Genomic DNA, 18,806 nt, shown 5'->3' on the forward strand with positions numbered 1-18,806 from the left:
GTGTGCTCATTAACGCTCAGCGCCTCAAGACGCTACCGGAGGCTGGGACGCCTTGCATCGCAGGCATCATTAAGAGGTCCGCGACCAGCCAACCGATCGATTTGTTCGTGGGCCCACTGCGTTCAGTTATCCTTTGCCATCCATTTTCAATCCAGCTCCCAAAACGCGTTTTCTGAAGATCAGCATCCCTCATCCCCAAGATATGGACCGTCAGAGATCGGGCTGTGGCGCAAAAGCGCGCGGACAACGGCTCAGATGTACATAAAACGATGAACAATCACATTCATTTCAGGAGCATTAAGCCAAAACTGGTAGACCTGCGAGCGACTTATGAACATCTGACATCGCCCATAAGTTAAATCAGGTGCTATGTCAGATATGTTCATGAGCAGCTTAAGCCACTGATTCGAGAAATTTAAGAATGGCATCACAAGGTGCTGTGTCCGATCATGAGTCGATATTGGGGGATTAAAGTAGCAATGGCCGTCGCTCTTCGAGCACAGCTGTCGTGAATCAAGCCCCCGCCTGGCGCGTTTGGGGAGTTTTAAGGAGGTTGCGGGCACGAGAATTTGCGTAGGCTCGCCCCCTGCCCCATAGCCTCTGTCACGCCGGCCAGGCTGATCCTTTCGGTTGAGCGGTGGCTCCTCGGAGCGTCGGTGACACTCAGTAGTCGGCGGCGGTGGCGTCTTATTTGTTACCATAGGTCGCGGTACTCTCCGCCGAAGTGAGTGTGTAAGCACGTAATCACTTACAAGTCGACGGTGAAGATTTACATAAGACCAATCTTTGCTGTTGCACTATCAGGTCGGCCTCATTTTTTGCCTGCGCAAGGTTTTCGGCCGTTGTATCGCTAGCGGTTGACTTCGAAAGCGCCGACAGTGAGTTAAAAAATGAAGCTGAACCATTAGTTTCGATATATTCCAGAGAGTTGAGTGAGCCTGACTCGCTAAAAGACGTCGACAACGTAAGCTTGCCGAATACTCTCGGCGTCGGAATTGGAATCTCATATGGTTCACCGAGCTGAGCGACTAATACTGAGCCTGACCAATATGAGGCATTCATGTTGCTATTCGGATCTATAACTTTAAAATTTAATCGTCCAGGCTGGCGAGCATGCAGTACCGGAATCTTGCCAGCAGTATTTTCATTGACAATCGGAATGTCCGATTTTAACTTTCTTAAGACTTGAGCTGCTAGTGGTGGAAGGGAGTTAGCCAAGTCATCAGTGTAAGGATTACTGGTTGGATCGGCCTTCAAAGCCTGTAGCTCTTTTTGGTCAGGATCGAGAATGACTGAGTAGGTTAGACTCAGGGTGCCATTTTTTCCATACTGGGTGATTAGGTTGCATATATCTGGGTGCGTTCCAGAAGATTTGATAACTCCTCCACTCAGCACAGAAGTTAAGCTCAGCACCGATTTCACTATTTCTTCGCCCCGGCCCGTTGTAGAGGAGTTCCAGCTTTTCAATCGCCCATCTTCGGTGCGCTCGATCTTCACGCTTGCATCAGAAAAAACTCCTCCCAACTTTTTAAGATCGAGCTCATGGTAATCATTTGGGCTGTTTGATGCTGCCTGAGAAGTGGAAGGGCTAACGTCAGTAGCAATATGAATGTCGTCTTGAGCGCTACACGCCACCGTTCTGGTGGCGGTTACTTTCACCGTAGTCCAAGCAGCATAATATCCTATCTTGGCATCGGGCAAACTAGCACATCCATGAAGAAGTAACAAAGGTCCAAAGAAACTTATTAGTGACGTTGATTTCATAACTAGGCTCCGTACCATGTCGCTGCTCCAAAGTGCCAGCATTCGGGTAGATGCTAGCTCGATTTAAGCGTTTCGCCACTTCATGCGAGTGGAAGGAACGAATGTGGGCAGCGTTAGACGTGGCGCGGCGAGTGCTAATGCAAGCACCCGTCTTCAAGCGCCCACTTTCCAGCCCCTATTGAATTCACGGCACCAAAGCTTTTCAATAGTCGCTGAATGGCCACTTGCCAGTCATCGCCACGGAAGCCTCTTGACAGTTCTGGATTACGACTAACATGTACCATGATGATCGTGAAATCAACGCCGACAAATTGATCGAAACGCTTGAAGCCCAGGTAAAGAGGCTCACCAGTCTCCATGAGGACGCACGGCTCTTGCTGATGCTAGTGATCGTCGCCAGGATCGGCAAGCCGTCCAACATTCTGTACACGCTCTCCCAAAAGCTGATGGAGCCCCCGGTGCTTGCTTCGATCAAGCTCAGTGAGTTCAGCAGTCTGCTGCATGAAGCAGAGAATCTTATCGAGCCTGGCGAAGACGCAGACTTTTTAATCACTCATCTGGCCGCGAAAGCGGTTTCGTTGGCATTAGGTATTGATTACCGCCATCCGAAACTGGTCGCCGCATTGGTCGGAACCATTCAATCGACCTTGTCGACCCCCCTGTTTGAAGCAATCCCGAGTACAGCCGAACTGTCGCTGGGGTTGCTCGGTGACTATCCGCAAGACTCTTTTCCGATGTCCGACGACGTTACCCAGCACCAATGGGATCTGATCAGCATCCGCTTGGCAGCAATGGATATCAGGCCTAATTTCATCGCGTTCAAGAATCATCGTCGACCAGCTCAATCGACGGTCCTTCTGGACGCGCCCTACCCTGACCCGACCCGAATGCTGTATGGGCTGCAAAACATGCTGGACGATGAGGTACAAGGTCGGCTGGTGCTCATTCATAACTGGACCCGCGCCAATATGGGTGATACGTGGTCGCGCTTGTATGCGTTGATCGAGAACCGTGCCCAAGTGGAAGCGGTCATCGCCTTCAGCAGCCTGCCTACCGTTTCAGATTACTGTACGGCGATTATTATCAATACTGCTCCGATTCAGCGAGAAACGCTTTATATCGATGTTTCCCTATCAAACAAATCGCTGCCACCGTTGGATGGTATCGAGCGGATGCTCCTCGCTGGCTGTATCTACAACCTTTGGCAAGGCCGCGTCGCCCACAGTCACTTCGAGTATCTTTCCAGTGATGTAAGGCGTTTTCTCAATAGCTATTTCAGCGCTGGCTTCAGGCCAATTTCGCGGCTCTGCAATGCAATTGAGAGGCGACCCGGCAATGTTTTGAGGACCGTCCTAACCAAGAGACTGTTGCTCAAGGCCGCGTCTGGCGAATCTTCGCGGCGAACCCGATCGGATAACAGCAAATTGATAGCGGATGTGCTGGAACGCCGTGGCAGGCCGTGTTGCGTCTATATCATTGGCAACAATGGCGAAGGAAAGAGTTTCCTGCTCACCGACATCGCCTACCTACTGGTGGAAGCCGGAAAACGCTGCGTAGGCCTTCCCTTGTCCCATGCTGACCGTTTCCCCGTCGACGACGGCACTATCAAGCATCTTTTCGAATACAAAGGTGCTCGCAGGACCCAGATTACCAAGGAGGTGAGTGCCATTTCATCCGCACCAGGCAAAGTCGAATTGCTTAGGGAGTGCCTGGGGCTTGTCGGCTTCCGGTCCCTGATTTATCTGATCCTGAAGTCCGAGCTCAGCCACGACCGCTTCGGCGTCCCACGTCGAGAAACGCTTGATCTTTCAAATGCTGACGATATGCGCTACTTCAACCGTGACAGAAGTTCGACCTGCGAGTACGAGGTCAACTTCATTCGCGAGGGGCACCGTACTATTTCGTTCGACAATCTCAGTTCCGGGGAGCAAAGCATCATTGGCCTGCTTATCAAGATCATTGCCTCGGACGCCGATCGCCCGACGTTTCTGATCGACGAGCCTGAGATCAGCCTGCACGTTAGTTGGCAACAACGGCTTCCCCGCATCTTCAATCTCTTGAGTGATCGCTTGAATGTTTCCTTCGTGATAGCTACTCATTCACCGATCCTCATTGCCAACGCAGCGGATGACGATATTTGCTACGTGTCCAGCATCGGCATCCTGGATGAGATCCCTGTCATTGAGCGACACTCCGTGGAGACGCTGCTAATGGATGGTTTCGAAACCTATACGCCGCACAACCGTGAAGTTCATGAGCAGTGTGCAAAGCTGGTTGCCTCTCTTATCTCGGATGCGAACACACCCAACGCGGCCATCAGATCTGAAACGGCGATCCAGAAGCTCAAAACCTTCAAGACGACCATCCAAAAAAACGGCCAAGGTGAAGATGATGAACGACAGGCCACCGATCTTGATTTGATCGAAAAAACCCTGGCTGCGATCATGATGTTGCGTGAAGAAAGCGAGCCTCGCCATGGTTGATCTCACCCAGGAAGCGATGGACGCCGCACGTGTCCGGTATGAAGGTGATTGCCACGAGCGTGAGATTCATCGCAAGAAGACACTGGAACATCTGTCGACCCAGAATGCCGCTGCCATTGCCGAATTCAAGCGACGCCAAAAAGGACTGCCCGCCTCGAAACAAGATCTATGGAGCAAGCTGACAAAGCACAGAAAAGATTTCAAATCCGGTGTAACCGGCCCGTTAATTCGCAAAGCCTTGCGAGGTTTCCTGGAGCGGGAGCAGAACGGGCTATGCTGTTACTGCCAGCGCCCACTGGTGAATATTGCCTATGCCAAACCCATCGAGCACATTCTTCCGCGTGCGACGTTCGTCCAGTACACATTTCACTTCTGGAACATGGCGATTGCCTGTTTCGATTGCAACCAAATAAAGCTCGACCGTGTCTGGGCCAGCTTCGATAAACGGGGCCTTGAGGAGTACCCGGCACCTGCTGCGTTCACTGAAATGTATCACCCAAGATTTCATCGTTTTGCTGAGCATGTACGCTTTATCCGCGTACAGACCAATGACCACCTCGTTTCGATCTATCGCGGTGTAAGCGACAGGGGTCGGCATCTTTGTCTTAATCTGCTCAAAGACCTGTCGGCACGTGAGATTGTGCTCAACAGCAATCCAGCGTTGAAAGGAGCCTTGGAGGTGATCAACGCCCATGCATCGTCAAATGAAGGCGCCTTGGCGCCTGAATTGGAGGCCTTTCACCAGGCACTTGCGAAGTCCACTTCCCAGTTAATAAAAAATGGAGCGCTGCCCCGTTAGCGTAAAGCGGCTCATTGGCGGCAGGAGAGGCCATGAGCAACCAGCTCAGGGGACAAGCCACATTGCTCAAACTTGAGTCTGCCAGGGACTACCCGATTTCCAACCAGATCCCAAAGCATGGTTTTCGAAAATCAGCATCCATCACCCTCTGGACTGGGACCGTCAGAGGTCGGGGCGACGAGGCTAAGGAAGGCGGGGAAAACTAGGTCTATGAACATCAGTCGACGAACAGTCGCGCTAATTTAAAGACCATTGAGTCAGCAATCTCTGGCCCTTGAGCGACTTATGAAAATATGAAATGGCCCATAAGTTAAACGATGTATTTATGACGGACGTTCAGGATTGGTGCTTGCATCCTAAAATTCGAATTTGCCACGGATTACTAGAATCCAATTAAATCAATGACCTGCGCGCCCTACCTCCTAAGCTTTCGAGCTTCCCACTGCTCCAGGCCACCAATCCTTCAAACTTAAAAACCAAAATCCCTTCACGATCTCAATCATTCTTACATCACCATCTCATGTTTCTGATCGCTCACCGCTCTAAGCTTCACGAGTGGACTTCGCTGCGCGCACCCAATCAGTGTACGACTCCTGAAGTCGTAGATAACTTAATATATATCGGCACAGTCCGCTTCAGGATTTTCCTGAACAGCTGTATAGCGTACAGATCTCCATGCTTGAAAAAGCAGTCCCGAACTCACTGACACAGCCTTTAAAGTTCTATTCTTCTCAAACTCAGAAAATACGTAACTCATATGAACGCCTATTTTATTGCGTTAGAAAGATAGTTTTCTATGTGTGGCATTGCTTGTGCAGCTTCGTTTAACTTATAAATATTCAATGTCAGCCGCCCTCCCCCAGCACGGAAACGGAAAGAGGGAAATTCTAGCACGCAATAACTTCTATTATTTGAAAAATCAATGTTGCTTAGTTCGGAAAAATTCATTTCGCTCATCTGATCAATTTTTGTCTCACTGGGTCGACTGACGCTTTTTGACCTTAAACCGTGGCATTCAAATATTCTTTGCGCCGTGCCATTCGTTGTCTTTTCCTCATACTCAAGGATATGCAAAGCGTCGCGATTCGATGCGCTAGGAGGGGGCTGATTTAAATGAAAACTAAATCCTGGATAATTGTTAAGATTTACAATTACACTGTTTCTATACGCTTGCGGCTCGCTTCGGGCTGACTTCTTCAAGCAAGTCGTCAAGTCGCTGCACCCCTTATCATCTCCAAACGCAAGTTGCACTGTAAAATAACTAGGTTCTTCTGGCCTTATACTCACCTTGAGGCCATTTGGATATGCTTTCTCTCCATCCCACACGATCGCTCCTTCTAAATATTGCAAGTAACACTTACCTTTATCTCGACCGAAAGCAGCATGCAAATTTCCAAGGGCATCCTTTCTAATGCTTAGTCCGGATTTGAGCGGCCATTCGTCAAGTCCTGCCAGTTCCTCGTAACAATTGCTTTCTTTTTTAACGTCGGCCGCATGAACATTGTTCACAAAAAATAAACTGGCGGCTATTAATATTTTTATCAAAAAAATTCTCACTTGAGAGACCATGACAAAAACCTCATTTTATAAGTTTTTTACTGCGCGGGTGCGCTATAAAAAAGCGATAGTCAAGCGACGTTATCAAATGCATTGCAGGACTTAGTACAGCATATCCTCCTCCAGGTCGCTTTCTCATTTCTATATAAATTTTTTTTCAAAAAATCTATCTCAGTATGTCGGATGTCACCGTCGTCCCGCATCAATCCCCCGATGCCACTCCGTGCTCTAGTCGCCAAAGGTCGGATTCGGCCAGACGAGCGGGAAACCCCGTTGAGGAACATAAATCGATGAATAAACGCATTCGTTCTGAGCGTACTGAGCCAAGTACGGCGGGATTAAGAGCGGCTTATGAATATTTGACGTCGCCCACTTGTTTGCAGCATACGTTCAGGATCCGGTTCCGCCCCCCCCTGCAACTAATCCCCACCGCACCGGTCTCTAACCTCGCCGAGGTTGAGTCAATTTCGCCGAACCTCACATCGACAAGACTCACCCGTGACAGCCCACCTGGATCGCCGCAACAACCTATCGCTCGACAGCCTCAACTTCTTTCTCGCCGACGTGCGCGACGGTCTCGGGCCGTATCTGGCGATCTACCTGCTGGCGGTGCATCAATGGGACCCGGCGAGCATCGGCGTGGTGATGACGATTGCTGGCGTCGCGGCCCTGATCACGCAAACTCCCGCTGGAGCGCTGGTCGACAGCAGCCGTGCCAAGCGCGCGCTGATTGTGATGGCCGCGCTGGTCGTGACCGCCAGTTGCCTGGTGTTGCCCTTCGTCTCGTCATTCAGCCTGGTGGCGCTTACGCAGGCCTTGAGTGCGGTAGCAGCATCGATTTTTGCCCCGGCCATTTCGGCGATTACCCTGGGCATCACCGGTCCTCGCGCTTTCACTCGGCGAACCGGGCGCAACGAGACCTTCAACCATGCCGGCAACGCTTGCGCGGCGTTGCTGGCCGGTTTGTCTGCTTACCTGTTCGGTCCGGTGGCGGTGTTTTACCTGATGGCGGTCATGGCGCTGGCAAGCGTGTGTGCCGTGGCGTTCGTCTCGGCTGAAGCCATCGACCATGATCTGGCTCGCGGTCTCGAACCTCGTGGCACCGATCACCCTCAGCCCTCCGGGTTTACCGTGTTGCTCAGCCACCGGCCGTTGTTGATGTTTGCGGTTTGCTGCGCGCTGTTCCACCTCGCGAATGCCGCCATGCTGCCGCTGGTGAGCCAGAAACTTGCGCAAGCCAATCTGCATATGGCCACCCCGCTCACTTCCGCCTGCATCGTCGCGGCGCAGCTGGTCATGGTGCCGATGGCGCTGTTGGCTGGCGCCAAAGCCGATCAGTGGGGGCGCAAGCCGCTGCTGTTGGCGGGTTTTCTGATCCTACCGTTGCGTGGTCTGCTCTATACCTTGGCGGATGATCCGTACTGGCTGGTGGCGGTACAGCTGCTCGACGGTGTCGGCGCCGGTCTTTTCGGCGCGTTGTTCCCGGTTATGGTCAAGGACCTCACCCTCGGTTCCGGCCATTTCAATATCAGCCTCGGCGCACTCACAACGGTGTTTGGCCTCGGTGCGGCGTTGAGCAACGGTCTGGCGGGATTTGTGGTTGAAGCGGCGGGATACGATGCGGCATTCCTGACACTTGCCGGGGTCGCCGGAGCGGCATTTTTGCTGTTATGGGTTGGGGTTCCGGAAACCATGCAGCGTTCTGAAGGCATCAAAGTTCATCGAGTCGAGATCAGCCCAGGCGCCTAGAGCAGTCAGACCGGAGCCTTCAAATCCACGCCCAGCGCTTGGGCAAACGCCTTGACCAGCGGGCTGCGCACCGTGTTGTGACGCAGGATCAGACTGAACGGGGTGACGATGTTGATCAGATCCGGCCGTACCGCGCGAAACTCGCCTCGCGCCACCATCGGCGCGGCGTAATGCTGGGGCAGGAATCCCAAAAAACGCCCCGTTTTGATCAGCAGCGCAACGGCCTCCACCTGGGTGGCCGAGGCGGAAAAACTGTCGTAGTGAGCAAACTTCAGTTTGTCGCGATGAATCGCGTAACGATGGTTGATGCACTCGTGGGCCTTGAGCACATCCTCGCCCATGTCCGCCTCTGCCATGCTGAATAACGGGTGGCCGAGGGCGCAATAGACTTCCGAGCGTTCTTCGTACAGCTCGTAGTAGTCGAACTCCTCGCGTTTTTGATAGATCGGCACGATTCCCGCCACCAGCCGCCCCTCGACAACGCCTCTTTCAACCTCGTCGAGTTGGCTGGCCTGAAGTTGAAACCTGACCTTCGGCGATTGTTCGTTCATGCGCCTGAGCGCGGCAACTAACGGGGAGTTTTCGTCAGAGATCGTATTATCAATAACGCCCACGCCCAGGTCACCGACAAGTTCGTTTTGCGCTGAACTAAGGCGATCGCGAAAGTTGTCGACCGAGGCAAATAAATCGATTGACGCCTGATACACCAGGCGCCCCTCTTCCGTCAGGTGAAAGCCCTCGCGACCGCGTGTGCAGAGGCGCATGCCGATGCGGATTTCCAGGTCGGAAATCTGCTTGCTGATGGCAGCCAATCCCACATTCAGCTCATTTTGCGCTGCACTGAAGCCCCCTGCCTCGACCACGGCCTTGAACACTTTGAGCAGTTTGAAGTCCAGCCCGCTGAGGGCTAGCGGTGCCCGTTGCGGCATTTTCGGCGGCGGGTTTCCGGAATTGGAAAGTGGGGTTTCCATAATGCTTATTTACCTCTGACGCCCAATTCAACAACCTGTGCCCACAACAAAAACACGCTGGCCTAATAATCATGAACACAGAAAACCAGGCTTGGCAACCGCCAATAAATCCAGAACATCAGTGCCAAGGCGCTGATCGCAAAACATTAAAAGCTGACACTTCGATCAGCACTCGCACCGATGCAACTGCCCTCTTGAAAACTGCTCTGGCCTGACTTTGTTCGCTTGTTTTGTGGCGATGTTGCGGCCTGGAGTACCCGTTTCAGTTCGCGTTACCGACGAGGAAAACAACAATGTCCCAACCCACCGACCGTCTCTGGGGGGCGCGTTTCAAAAGCGGCCCTTCCGAAGCCTTGGCGGCCCTCTCCCGTTGCCCTGAACGCTACTTTCGGCTCACCCCGTACGACCTTGCCGGCTCTAAGGCCCATGCCCGGGAATTACAGCGTGCCGGACTGCTGAACGAGCAAGAAACCCTGACCATGCTCGACGCGTTGGAGCGCATCGGCACGGACTACCGCGCCGGCATCATCGCCCCGACCCTGGACGATGAAGACGTCCACACGTTCATCGAGCGGCTGCTGACCGAGCGCCTCGGTGCACTCGGTGGCAAGCTGCGGGCCGGGCGATCGCGCAACGACCAGACGGCCAACGACCTGCGGCTGTTCCTGCGGGACCACGTACGTACCCTGGCCGTTGAAGTGCTGGGCTTGCAGCAAGCGCTGGTGAACCAGGCCGAGCAGCACATCGAGAGCATCTGCCCCGGATTTACTCACCTGCAGCAGGCACAGCCGATCGTGTTTGCCCATCACCTGCTGGCCCACGCCCAATCGATGCTGCGCGACGTGCAGCGCCTGGTGGATTGGGACGCGCGCACTTCGCTGTCGCCACTCGGTGCGGCGGCCATGGCCGGTTCGGCGATCGCTCGTTTACCTCAGCAATCGGCTAGGGAGATGGGGTACAGCGGCGTATGCGAGAACTCCATCGATGCCGTTGCCAGCCGCGATCACGTCGCCGAGTTCCTGTTCATCGCCAGCATGCTCGGCATCAACATTTCTCGCCTCGCCGAAGAATTCTGCCTGTGGTCGTCGCGGCAATTTCGCTGGATCGCGCTGGACGATGCCTACGCCACCGGCAGCTCGATCATGCCGCAGAAAAAGAATCCTGACATCGCCGAACTGGCACGGGGCAAGGCGGGTCGCCTGATCGGCAACCTGACCGGGCTGCTGTCCACGCTCAAATCCTTGCCACTGTCCTACAACCGCGACCTGAGCGAAGACAAGCACGGCGTGCTCGACAGCGTCGACACCTTGCTGCTGGTGCTGCCGGCCATGGCTGGAATGGTGGCGACGATGAAGGTCGACGTCGAAGAGTTGCGTCGCCAGGCACCGCTGGGTTTTACCCTTGCCACCGAAGTCGCCGACTGGCTGGCGGTGCGCGGCGTGCCGTTCAAGGAGGCTCACGAGATTACCGGTGCGCTGGTCCAGGCTTGCGAGAAACACGCTATCGAACTGTGGGAAGCCTCCCCGGCACTGCTGGCGGAAATCGACCCGCGTCTCACCCCCGAAGTACGCGAAAGCCTGACCCTGGAAGCTGCCATCGCCGCCCGCAATGGCTGGGGCGGCACCGCGCCAGAACAGGTGCGTGAACAGCTCGGCCGGCTGAAAAGCGCCCTCGCCGCTCAGCGGCGCTGGACCAAGGACTATCAGGGCTTTCGCCTTTGAGTCGCGGCCAAACCTGTGGGAGCGAGCTTGCTCGCGATTACGGTTTCACCTTCAACATCAATGTGAACTGACCCACCGCTATCGCGAGCAAGCTCGCTCCCACAGAGATAGCAAAGAAAACGAGTACGGAGAACCAACATGAGCCAGACACAGGCAGAACGACTCCAGGCGGAGCGCAAGCTGGCGGAAAACCAGTTCGACATCACCCAGTACGATCATGTGCCCCGGCGTTATTACGGGCGGATCTTCTTCGCCACGGTGATCGTTATCGCACTCATCGGCCTGGTGCGCGCCTTCGCCGAAGGCAAGATCGAATGGTCGTACATCGGCCAGTTCCTCACCTCCGAGGCGATCATGTGGGGGCTGCTCAACACCATCGTCATGGCGGTGCTGGCGATGGCGCTGGGTATCGTGTTCGGCGTGATCACCGCGATCATGCGCATGTCGGCCAACCCGATCCTGCGCTACGTGGCACTGACCTACACCTGGCTGTTTCGCGGTACGCCGCTGATTCTGCAGCTGCTGTTGTGGTTCAACCTGGCGCTGATCTTCCCCACCATCGGCATTCCCGGCGTGTTCGAAATGGACACCGTGAGCCTGATGACTCCGTTCGTGGCGGCGTTGTTTGGCCTGAGCATCAACCAGGGCGCCTACACTGCCGAAGTGGTCCGTGCCGGCCTGCTCTCGGTGGACACCGGGCAGTATGAAGCCGCCAAGTCGATCGGCATGCCGCGCCTGCAAGCGCTGCGCCGGATCATCCTTCCCCAGGCCATGCGCATCATCATTCCACCGGTGGGCAACGAGTTCATCGGCATGGTGAAGATGACCTCGCTGGCGAGCGTGATCCAGTACTCGGAACTGCTCTATAACGCCCAGAACATCTACTACGCCAACGCCCGCGTGATGGAGCTGCTGATCGTCGCCGGGATCTGGTACCTGGCCACGGTCACCGTCCTGTCCTTTGGCCAAAGCCGGCTGGAGCGTCGTTTCGCTCGCGGCGCCGGCAAGCGTTCTTGAGGAGCCGCACATGAGAAGCATCGTCAAGGCCGTGAGCCTGAACAAATACTACGACCAGTTCCACGCCCTGAAGGACATCAACATCGAGGTCGAGCAAGGCGAAGTGCTGTGCATTATCGGCCCGTCCGGCTCGGGCAAGAGCACCTTGCTGCGCTGCGTCAACCAGCTGGAAAAAATCGATAAGGGCGGCCTGTGGGTCGATGGCGAGCTGGTGGGTTACCGAATCGTTGGCAACAAGCTGCACGAACTCAACGAAACGCAGATCGCCCGCCAGCGTCTGGCCACCGGCATGGTGTTCCAACGGTTCAACCTGTTCCCGCACATGACCGTGTTGCAAAACATCATCGAAGGCCCGTGCCAGGTGCTCAAGCGTTCCCCCAAGGAGGCCCATGAAGAAGCCCTGGAATTGCTTGCCCGCGTCGGCCTGGCCGACAAGCACCACAGCTACCCGATCGAGCTTTCCGGTGGTCAGCAGCAACGTGTCGCCATTGCGCGTGCGTTGGCCATGCGCCCCAAGCTGATGCTGTTCGATGAACCCACTTCGGCACTCGACCCGGAACTGGTCGGTGAGGTGCTGTCGGTGATGCGCGATCTGGCGCAGACCGGCATGACCATGATCGTCGTCACCCATGAACTGGGCTTCGCCCGCGAGGTTTCCAACCGCATGGTGTTCATGGACGGCGGGCAGATCGTGGAGGCTGGAAGCCCCGAAGAAATACTAATAAGTCCGCAAAACCCTCGCACCCAGAGCTTCATTTCTGCCGTTCGAACCTAGGCGCCCGTTGGCGCTCACAACACTCATAAGAGAACGACCATGAAGAACTTCGTTATTCCAGCAGTACTCGCAGGCGTTATGGCATCCGGTTTTTCCTTCGCCGCCCAATTGCCGGCCAGCATCAAGGCCAAGGGCGAAATCGTCGTAGCGATCATGCCGAACTACCCGCCGATGGATTTCAAGGACCCGGCCACCAACACCCTCACCGGCTTTGACTACGACCTGGGCAATGCCCTGGCCGAACGCCTGGGCGTGAAGATAAAATGGCAGGAGACCGGCTTCGAGCAAATGATCAATGCGTTGACCACCGACCGTGTGGACATGGTGCTATCGGGCATGACCGACACCGCCGAACGTCAGGCCAGCGTGACCTTCGTCGACTATTTCACCAGCGGGCCGCAGTTCTACACCCTGCAGAAAAACAAGGACACCAACGCGATCATCGACCTGTGTGGCAAGAAGGTCGGCACCAGCCGCCGCACCACGTTCCCGGCGGAGATCGCCGAGTGGAGCAAAGCCAACTGTGAAGCCGCCGGCAAGCCTGCGATCAACGTGGTCGGCACCGAGGGTTCGGCCGATGCCCGGGCGCAACTGCGCCAGAGCCGCATCGATGCGGCCATGCAGGGCAGCGAAACCCTGCCCTACCTCAAGACCCAGGAAAAGGACATGTACAAGACCGTGGGCCTGCCGATCTCCGAGCAATTCACCGGTATGGGCGTGAGCAAGAAAAAACCTGAGCTCAGTGAAGCGGTGAAGGTTGCGTTGCAGAGCATGGTCGATGACGGCAGCTACCAGGCGATCCTCAAGAAGTGGGACCTGGAACTGGGTGCGATCAAGACTGTGACTATCAACGCCGGGAAGTAACGGAGCTGATCCACAATCCAATGTGGGAGCGAGCTTGCTCGCGATAGCGGTGTTTCATTCACCGAACATGCTGAATGTGCCGGCCTCATCGCGAGCAAGCTCGCTCCCACAGGGGATCGGGTGTGTATTTGAAATTATCGGAGCACTACAGATGTCCTCCTCACACCAACCCACCTGGCCCGGCCCGCACAAGGCTTGTCTGGCCCTGGCCTTCGACCTCGATGGTCCGACCGGTGATGCCATGCTCAACGGCTCGATCTGGCGCAAGCCCGAGTACTTCGGTTTCGGCGGCTATGGCCCTTATCGGGCGCTACCGCGGCTGCTCGACATGCTCGACGAGTTCAAGATTCCGACGACATTCTTCGTCCCGGCCTGGGTCGTGGAGAACTGGCCGAGACAGTGCCAGGCGATCGTCGAGCGCGGGCATGAGGTGGCTTATCACGGCTACAGGCACGAGTCCTTTTATGCCCTGACGCTGGATCAGCAAAAGGACGTGATGAATATCTGCCGCGAGGTGTTCTGGAAGCATCTGAACATCCGCGCCGAAGGCTTTCGTACGCCGTCCGGCGACTGGCGCGCCGAAACCCCGGCGATGCTGGTGGAAGCCGGCGTGCGCTATTCCAGCAGCATGCGCGGCGATGACCGGCCATACCTGGTGAACGTGCCGGGGTTCGACACGCCGCTGGTGGAAATTCCCGGTCGCTGGGAAATGGACGACTACGCCTCCCTCGCGTACACCCGCGCGCCGAACTTCCCTTCCGGGCTGGACCGCACGGCCAGCTACGCGCTGACCCTGGATAACTGGTGCCGCGAATACCACGGCGCAATGAACGAGGGATTATGCTTGACCACCCTCTTCCACCCCAAGATTACCGGTAAGCCGGGACGCATCCTGCTACTGGAAAAACTCTTCGAGCACATGCGCACGCGCGACGACGTGTGGTTCGCTACCTGCCGCGACGTTGCCCAGTGGTGGCTGAAGGAGTATCACCATGGCTGACTCCCCTATCTGGCCGAAAGGCTATCGCTGCGCGGTGGTACTGACTGTCGACTACAACGACATCCACGGCATCCTCACCCAGGCCCCGGAGGTCGCCGGGCGCGACAAGACCCTGTCGGTGTGGCGCTACGGCACCCAACGTGGCGTCGAGCGATTGCTCGGCCTGTTCAAGCAGTTCGGGGTGTCCGCCAGCTGGTTTGTCCCCGGTATCGTTGCCGAGGAAAACCCCGCGCACATCCAGGCGATCCAGGCCGACGGCCATGAAATTGCCTGCGCCGGCTATCGCCATCAGGACTACGACAGACTGGACCTGGCCGCCCAAAGCGACGATATCGCCAAAGGCTGCGAGACCCTGGCCCGGCTGACCGGCCAGCGCCCGACCGGCTTTCGAATCCCGGCGGGCAACGGTGCACCGGGGTTCATCGAAGCCTTGAGGGATCAGGGCATTCGCTGGTCGTCGTCGTGGCGCGGCGATGACCTGCCATTCGCTCACCCGACCGCACCCAGTGTCATTGAAGTACCGCTGCACTATGAGCTGGAGGACGAGCCTTACTTCGCCTTCAACTTGAGCCCGGCAGTGCCACCCGCACAATCGCGGATCGCGTCCTATAGCCACACCTTGGGCAACCTGCAGATGGACTTCGCCGGCTTTCATCGGTTCGGCCTCTGCTACGTGCTGCGCCTGCACCCGGAAATCATCGCTACGCCGGGACGGATTGGCGTGTTGCGCGAACTGATCGAGGGCATCCAACGGCACAATGACGTATGGATCGCCACCGGCGCCGAGGTCGCGCAATGGTGGTCAGACACCGCGGGGCCAGTCGCCGAGGATCATCCCGCGGCGGTTTATGAACGGCATTATCGGGATCACGTTCGATCTGAATAAGGATATTTGCACCACCGTGGCCACTTACTCACTCGTTATTCGGCGCCTGATGATGGTTTCCCTGACCATCGTGGTCAGTCGCGCCATTACCAGCCCGTTGCTCACGCTATTCTTGAGCAACAAGCTGGGCCTCAACCAACAGGACGTCGGTTTGCTGCTCGGCATCGCGGTCTTCATCGCCACCTTGCTGGCCCTCTATGGCGGCTATGTCATCGACCGCCTGGAGAAGCGCCGACTGCTGATCCTGGCGATGCTTTCCAGCGCCGTCGGTTTCGTACTGCTGACCTTTGCCGAAAACCTCTACCTGACCACGCTAACCGTGGTCATCACCGAGACAGCGTCAGCGCTGTTCCTGATCGGTTCCAAGGCGATTCTCAGCGAGAACCTGCCTATCGGCCAGCGCGCCAAGGCTTTTTCCCTGCGCTACACGCTGACCAATATCGGCTACGCCACCGGCCCGATGCTCGGCGTGGTGATTGCCGGTGTCTACCCGATCGCCCCATTCCTCATTGCTGGAGGCATCGCGTTTTTCAGCATCTTCCTGATGACCGGCATCCCCAGGGCAGCGACACCGGCCATTGGCCCAGCGCCAAGCTTTCTCAAGACCCTGATCACCCTGAAAAACGACCGCACCCTGATCATGTTCACGTGCGGCTGCCTCTTGAGCACGGTGGTGCACGGACGTTTCACGCTTTACCTGTCGCAATACCTGCTGGTGACCCATGACTCCAGACGCGCGCTGGAAATCATGGCCGCCCTGCTCGCCTGCAACGCGATCACCGTGATCCTGCTGCAGTACCAGATCGGCCGGTTCCTGGATCGCGAAAAGCTGCGCTACTGGATTGCCGCAGGCACCAGCCTGTTCATTGTCGGCCTGATCGGCTTCAGCCTGGCGGACGACATGCTGAGCTGGTGCGTGGCGATGTTCATATTCACCCTTGGGGAAATGATCATCTATCCGGCCGAATTCCTCTTCGTCGATACCCTGGCCCCGGAAGAACTGCGCGGCAGCTATTACGGCGCGCAAAACCTGGCAGCCCTCGGCGGCGCCCTGAGTCCGGTGATCTGCGGGTACCTGCTGCTGCACACTCCGGCACCGACGATGTTCTATGCCTTGAGCGCACTGACCGCCATGGGTGGTTTCTTGTGTTTCATGAGCGGTCGTCGGGTGGCTGGCGTGCAGAAGTGATGTGTCGGCTGTTCCAGTGAACAGCCATCGCCCTCGCCTACTCCACCGCCTCGACCACGCCCTGATCCTCCCCCAGAAAGCCGCCGCTCTGGTGATGCCACAATCGCGCGTAGGTGCCGTTCTTCCCGAGCAATTCGGCGTGGGTGCCTTGCTCGATGATCCGCCCTTCATCCATGACGATGAGCCTGTCCATCGCCGCGATCGTGGACAGCCGATGGGCGATGGCGATCACGGTCTTGCCCTGCATCATTTCATCGAGGCTTTCCTGGATGGCCACTTCGACTTCCGAATCGAGTGCGCTGGTGGCCTCGTCCAGTAATAGGATCGGGGCGTTCTTGAGCATGACCCGGGCAATGGCGATGCGTTGACGCTGGCCGCCCGAAAGCTTGATGCCGCGCTCACCCACCAGGGTGTCGTAACCGCTATGGCCTTGCTTGTCGCTGAGTTGATTGATGAACCCATCGGCCTGGGCGCTGGCTGCGGCACTGCGTATTTCCTCATCGGTGGCGTCGGGGCGACCGTAGGCAATGTTGTCGCGGATCGACCGGTGCAACAGGGACGTGTCCTGGGTAACCATGCCGATGGCGCTGCGCAGGCTGTCTTGCGTGACATGCGCGATGTTCTGCCCGTCGATTCGAATATCACCGCTGTCCACGTCATAGAAGCGCAGCAGCAGGTTGATCAGCGTGGATTTGCCGGCACCGGAGCGACCTACCAGGCCGATTTTTTCTCCCGGCCGGATGTTCAGGCTCAGGCCATCGAGCACCTGGCGTTCGCCGTTGTAATTGAAGCTGACATTGTCGAAGGTCACCGCACCACCGGTAGTAACCAGCACGCCGGCGTCCGGCGCATCCTGAACCTTGGGCCCGCGCGTCAAGGTTTCCATGCCGTCCTGCAGCGTGCCGATGTTTTCGAACAGCGAGGTCATTTGCCACATGATCCAGTGCGACATCCCGTTGATACGCAACGCCATGGCGGTGATCGCCGCCACGGCGCCGGTGCCTACTTCGCCTTGATGCCATAACCACAGGGCGTAACCGCCGGCCCCGATGATCAGCGCAACCACCAGTGCCTGATTGACGATTTCGAACTGGCTGACCAGGCGCATCTGGCGAAAGCCGGTTTGCTTGAAGTCTTCCATGGCCGCGCGGGCGAAGTGTGCTTCGCGTTTGGAGTGGGAGAACAGCTTCACGGTGGTGATGTTGGTGTAGGCGTCCGAGACCCGCCCGGTCATTGACGACCGCGCGTTGGCTTGCTCCTGCCCCACTTTCTCCAGGCGCGGCACGAAGTAGCGCATGGCCAGGCCAAACAACGCCACCCAGGCAATGAAAGGCAGCATCAGCTTCAGGTCAAAGCCGCCGGCCAGGGCGATGATCGCGATGAAATACACGCCGATCCCGGGGACGATCTCGATGAGGGTGAACAGCACCTCGCGCACCGACAGCGCCGTTTGCATCACCTTGGTGGTGACCCGGCCGGAGAATTCATCCGAGAAGAACGAAAGACTCTGCCGCAGCATCAGCCGATGAAAATCCCAGCGCAGCCGCAACGGCAGGTTGATCGCCAATACCTGGTGCTGCACCATCGTGCGCAACGCGACCAGGCCGATGCTGGTCACCAACATGATGCCGATGCCCCACAGCACCCGACTCTCCTGCCCCGCCGCATCGCCGCCGGCCTGCCAGGTCGAGAGCAGGTCGACGACCTGTCCGAGAAACGAAAACAGCCAGGCTTCGTAGATCGACACGGCGGCACTGAGCAGCGCGAAGGCAAGGATATAACCGCGGGCGCCCCGCGTGCAGGCCCACAAAAAACGCGCCAGGCCGTCTGGTGGCGGTGGGACTTCGTCAGGCGGAAAAGGGTCGAGCCGTTGTTCGAATGCGTGAAGCATGGTGATCTCCAGAACGATCTAACCAGGAGATTCTGGCATTTAAGATTGCTTTGAGGTTTTTTTGATGAGGGCAGGATTATCTGCCGTGGCGTCGGCACTCGTTGCCTTTCGGATGATGCAATCCATTGAGCGCTGTTCCT

The 18,806-nt window shown here is 56.7% G+C and carries 14 protein-coding genes; 10 read left to right on the forward strand and 4 right to left on the reverse strand.

Annotation, left to right across the window (positions count from 1 at the left end; all coding sequences use genetic code 11):
• Window positions 1-744: 744 nt before the first annotated feature.
• Window positions 745-1,764, reverse strand: a complete 1,020-nt coding sequence (locus J3P94_RS13980) for a hypothetical protein (protein WP_434568401.1) — start codon at window positions 1,762-1,764, stop codon at window positions 745-747.
• 275 nt (window positions 1,765-2,039) lie between these two features.
• On the opposite strand from J3P94_RS13980, the gene J3P94_RS13985 reads away from it, so the two are divergent.
• Window positions 2,040-4,247 carry an AAA family ATPase gene (locus tag J3P94_RS13985; RefSeq protein WP_434568402.1) on the forward strand — a complete coding sequence of 736 codons (2,208 nt, stop codon included), beginning with the start codon at window positions 2,040-2,042 and terminating at the stop codon, window positions 4,245-4,247.
• Entirely contained in the window at window positions 4,240-5,046 is an 807-nt protein-coding gene (locus tag J3P94_RS13990; protein WP_434568403.1) for an HNH endonuclease, read from the forward strand. Before J3P94_RS13985 ends, J3P94_RS13990 begins: the two co-directional genes overlap by 8 nt.
• A 765-nt stretch (window positions 5,047-5,811) precedes the next feature.
• Here J3P94_RS13990 and J3P94_RS13995 read toward each other — a convergent pair.
• Entirely contained in the window at window positions 5,812-6,615 is an 804-nt protein-coding gene (locus J3P94_RS13995; RefSeq protein WP_434568404.1) for a hypothetical protein, read from the reverse strand.
• Window positions 6,616-7,101: 486 nt separating this feature from the next.
• On the opposite strand from J3P94_RS13995, the gene J3P94_RS14000 reads away from it, so the two are divergent.
• Entirely contained in the window at window positions 7,102-8,352 is a 1,251-nt protein-coding gene (locus J3P94_RS14000; protein ID WP_434568405.1) for an MFS transporter, read from the forward strand.
• A gap of 5 nt (window positions 8,353-8,357) precedes the next feature.
• On the opposite strand, the gene J3P94_RS14005 is transcribed toward J3P94_RS14000, so the two are convergent.
• Complete coding sequence (locus J3P94_RS14005; protein ID WP_434568406.1) at window positions 8,358-9,323, reverse strand: LysR family transcriptional regulator; 966 nt, start codon at window positions 9,321-9,323, stop codon at window positions 8,358-8,360.
• Window positions 9,324-9,616: 293 nt separating this feature from the next.
• On the opposite strand from J3P94_RS14005, the gene argH reads away from it, so the two are divergent.
• The 7 genes from argH (at window position 9,617) to J3P94_RS14040 (ending at window position 16,775) form a co-directional block, all read left to right on the forward strand.
• Complete coding sequence (gene argH, locus J3P94_RS14010) at window positions 9,617-11,044, forward strand: argininosuccinate lyase (RefSeq protein ID WP_434568407.1); 1,428 nt, start codon at window positions 9,617-9,619, stop codon at window positions 11,042-11,044.
• 138 nt (window positions 11,045-11,182) lie between these two features.
• Complete coding sequence (locus J3P94_RS14015; protein ID WP_434568408.1) at window positions 11,183-12,061, forward strand: amino acid ABC transporter permease; 879 nt, start codon at window positions 11,183-11,185, stop codon at window positions 12,059-12,061.
• A 10-nt stretch (window positions 12,062-12,071) separates the two neighbouring features.
• Window positions 12,072-12,836, forward strand: coding sequence for an amino acid ABC transporter ATP-binding protein (locus J3P94_RS14020; RefSeq protein ID WP_434568409.1), 765 nt, complete (start codon window positions 12,072-12,074; stop codon window positions 12,834-12,836).
• Between the two features lie 39 nt (window positions 12,837-12,875).
• Window positions 12,876-13,700: an ABC transporter substrate-binding protein gene (locus J3P94_RS14025; protein ID WP_434568410.1), complete on the forward strand. Its 825-nt coding sequence runs from the start codon at window positions 12,876-12,878 to the stop codon at window positions 13,698-13,700.
• A 151-nt stretch (window positions 13,701-13,851) separates the two neighbouring features.
• Window positions 13,852-14,700 carry a polysaccharide deacetylase family protein gene (locus J3P94_RS14030; protein ID WP_434568411.1) on the forward strand — a complete coding sequence of 283 codons (849 nt, stop codon included), beginning with the start codon at window positions 13,852-13,854 and terminating at the stop codon, window positions 14,698-14,700.
• Window positions 14,693-15,586 (forward strand): polysaccharide deacetylase family protein, encoded by an 894-nt coding sequence (locus tag J3P94_RS14035; protein ID WP_434568412.1) that lies wholly within the window; start codon window positions 14,693-14,695, stop codon window positions 15,584-15,586. Before J3P94_RS14030 ends, J3P94_RS14035 begins: the two co-directional genes overlap by 8 nt.
• Before the next feature lie 16 nt (window positions 15,587-15,602).
• On the forward strand, window positions 15,603-16,775 hold the full coding sequence (locus J3P94_RS14040) for an MFS transporter (RefSeq protein ID WP_434574170.1): 1,173 nt from the start codon (window positions 15,603-15,605) through the stop codon (window positions 16,773-16,775).
• Between the two features lie 37 nt (window positions 16,776-16,812).
• Here J3P94_RS14040 and J3P94_RS14045 read toward each other — a convergent pair whose 3' ends face one another.
• Window positions 16,813-18,666: an ABC transporter ATP-binding protein gene (locus J3P94_RS14045; RefSeq protein ID WP_434568413.1), complete on the reverse strand. Its 1,854-nt coding sequence runs from the start codon at window positions 18,664-18,666 to the stop codon at window positions 16,813-16,815.
• Window positions 18,667-18,806 lie beyond the last annotated feature (140 nt).

It is taken from the genome of Pseudomonas sp. Z3-8, assembly GCF_051131975.1.
Lineage (GTDB): Bacteria > Pseudomonadota > Gammaproteobacteria > Pseudomonadales > Pseudomonadaceae > Aquipseudomonas.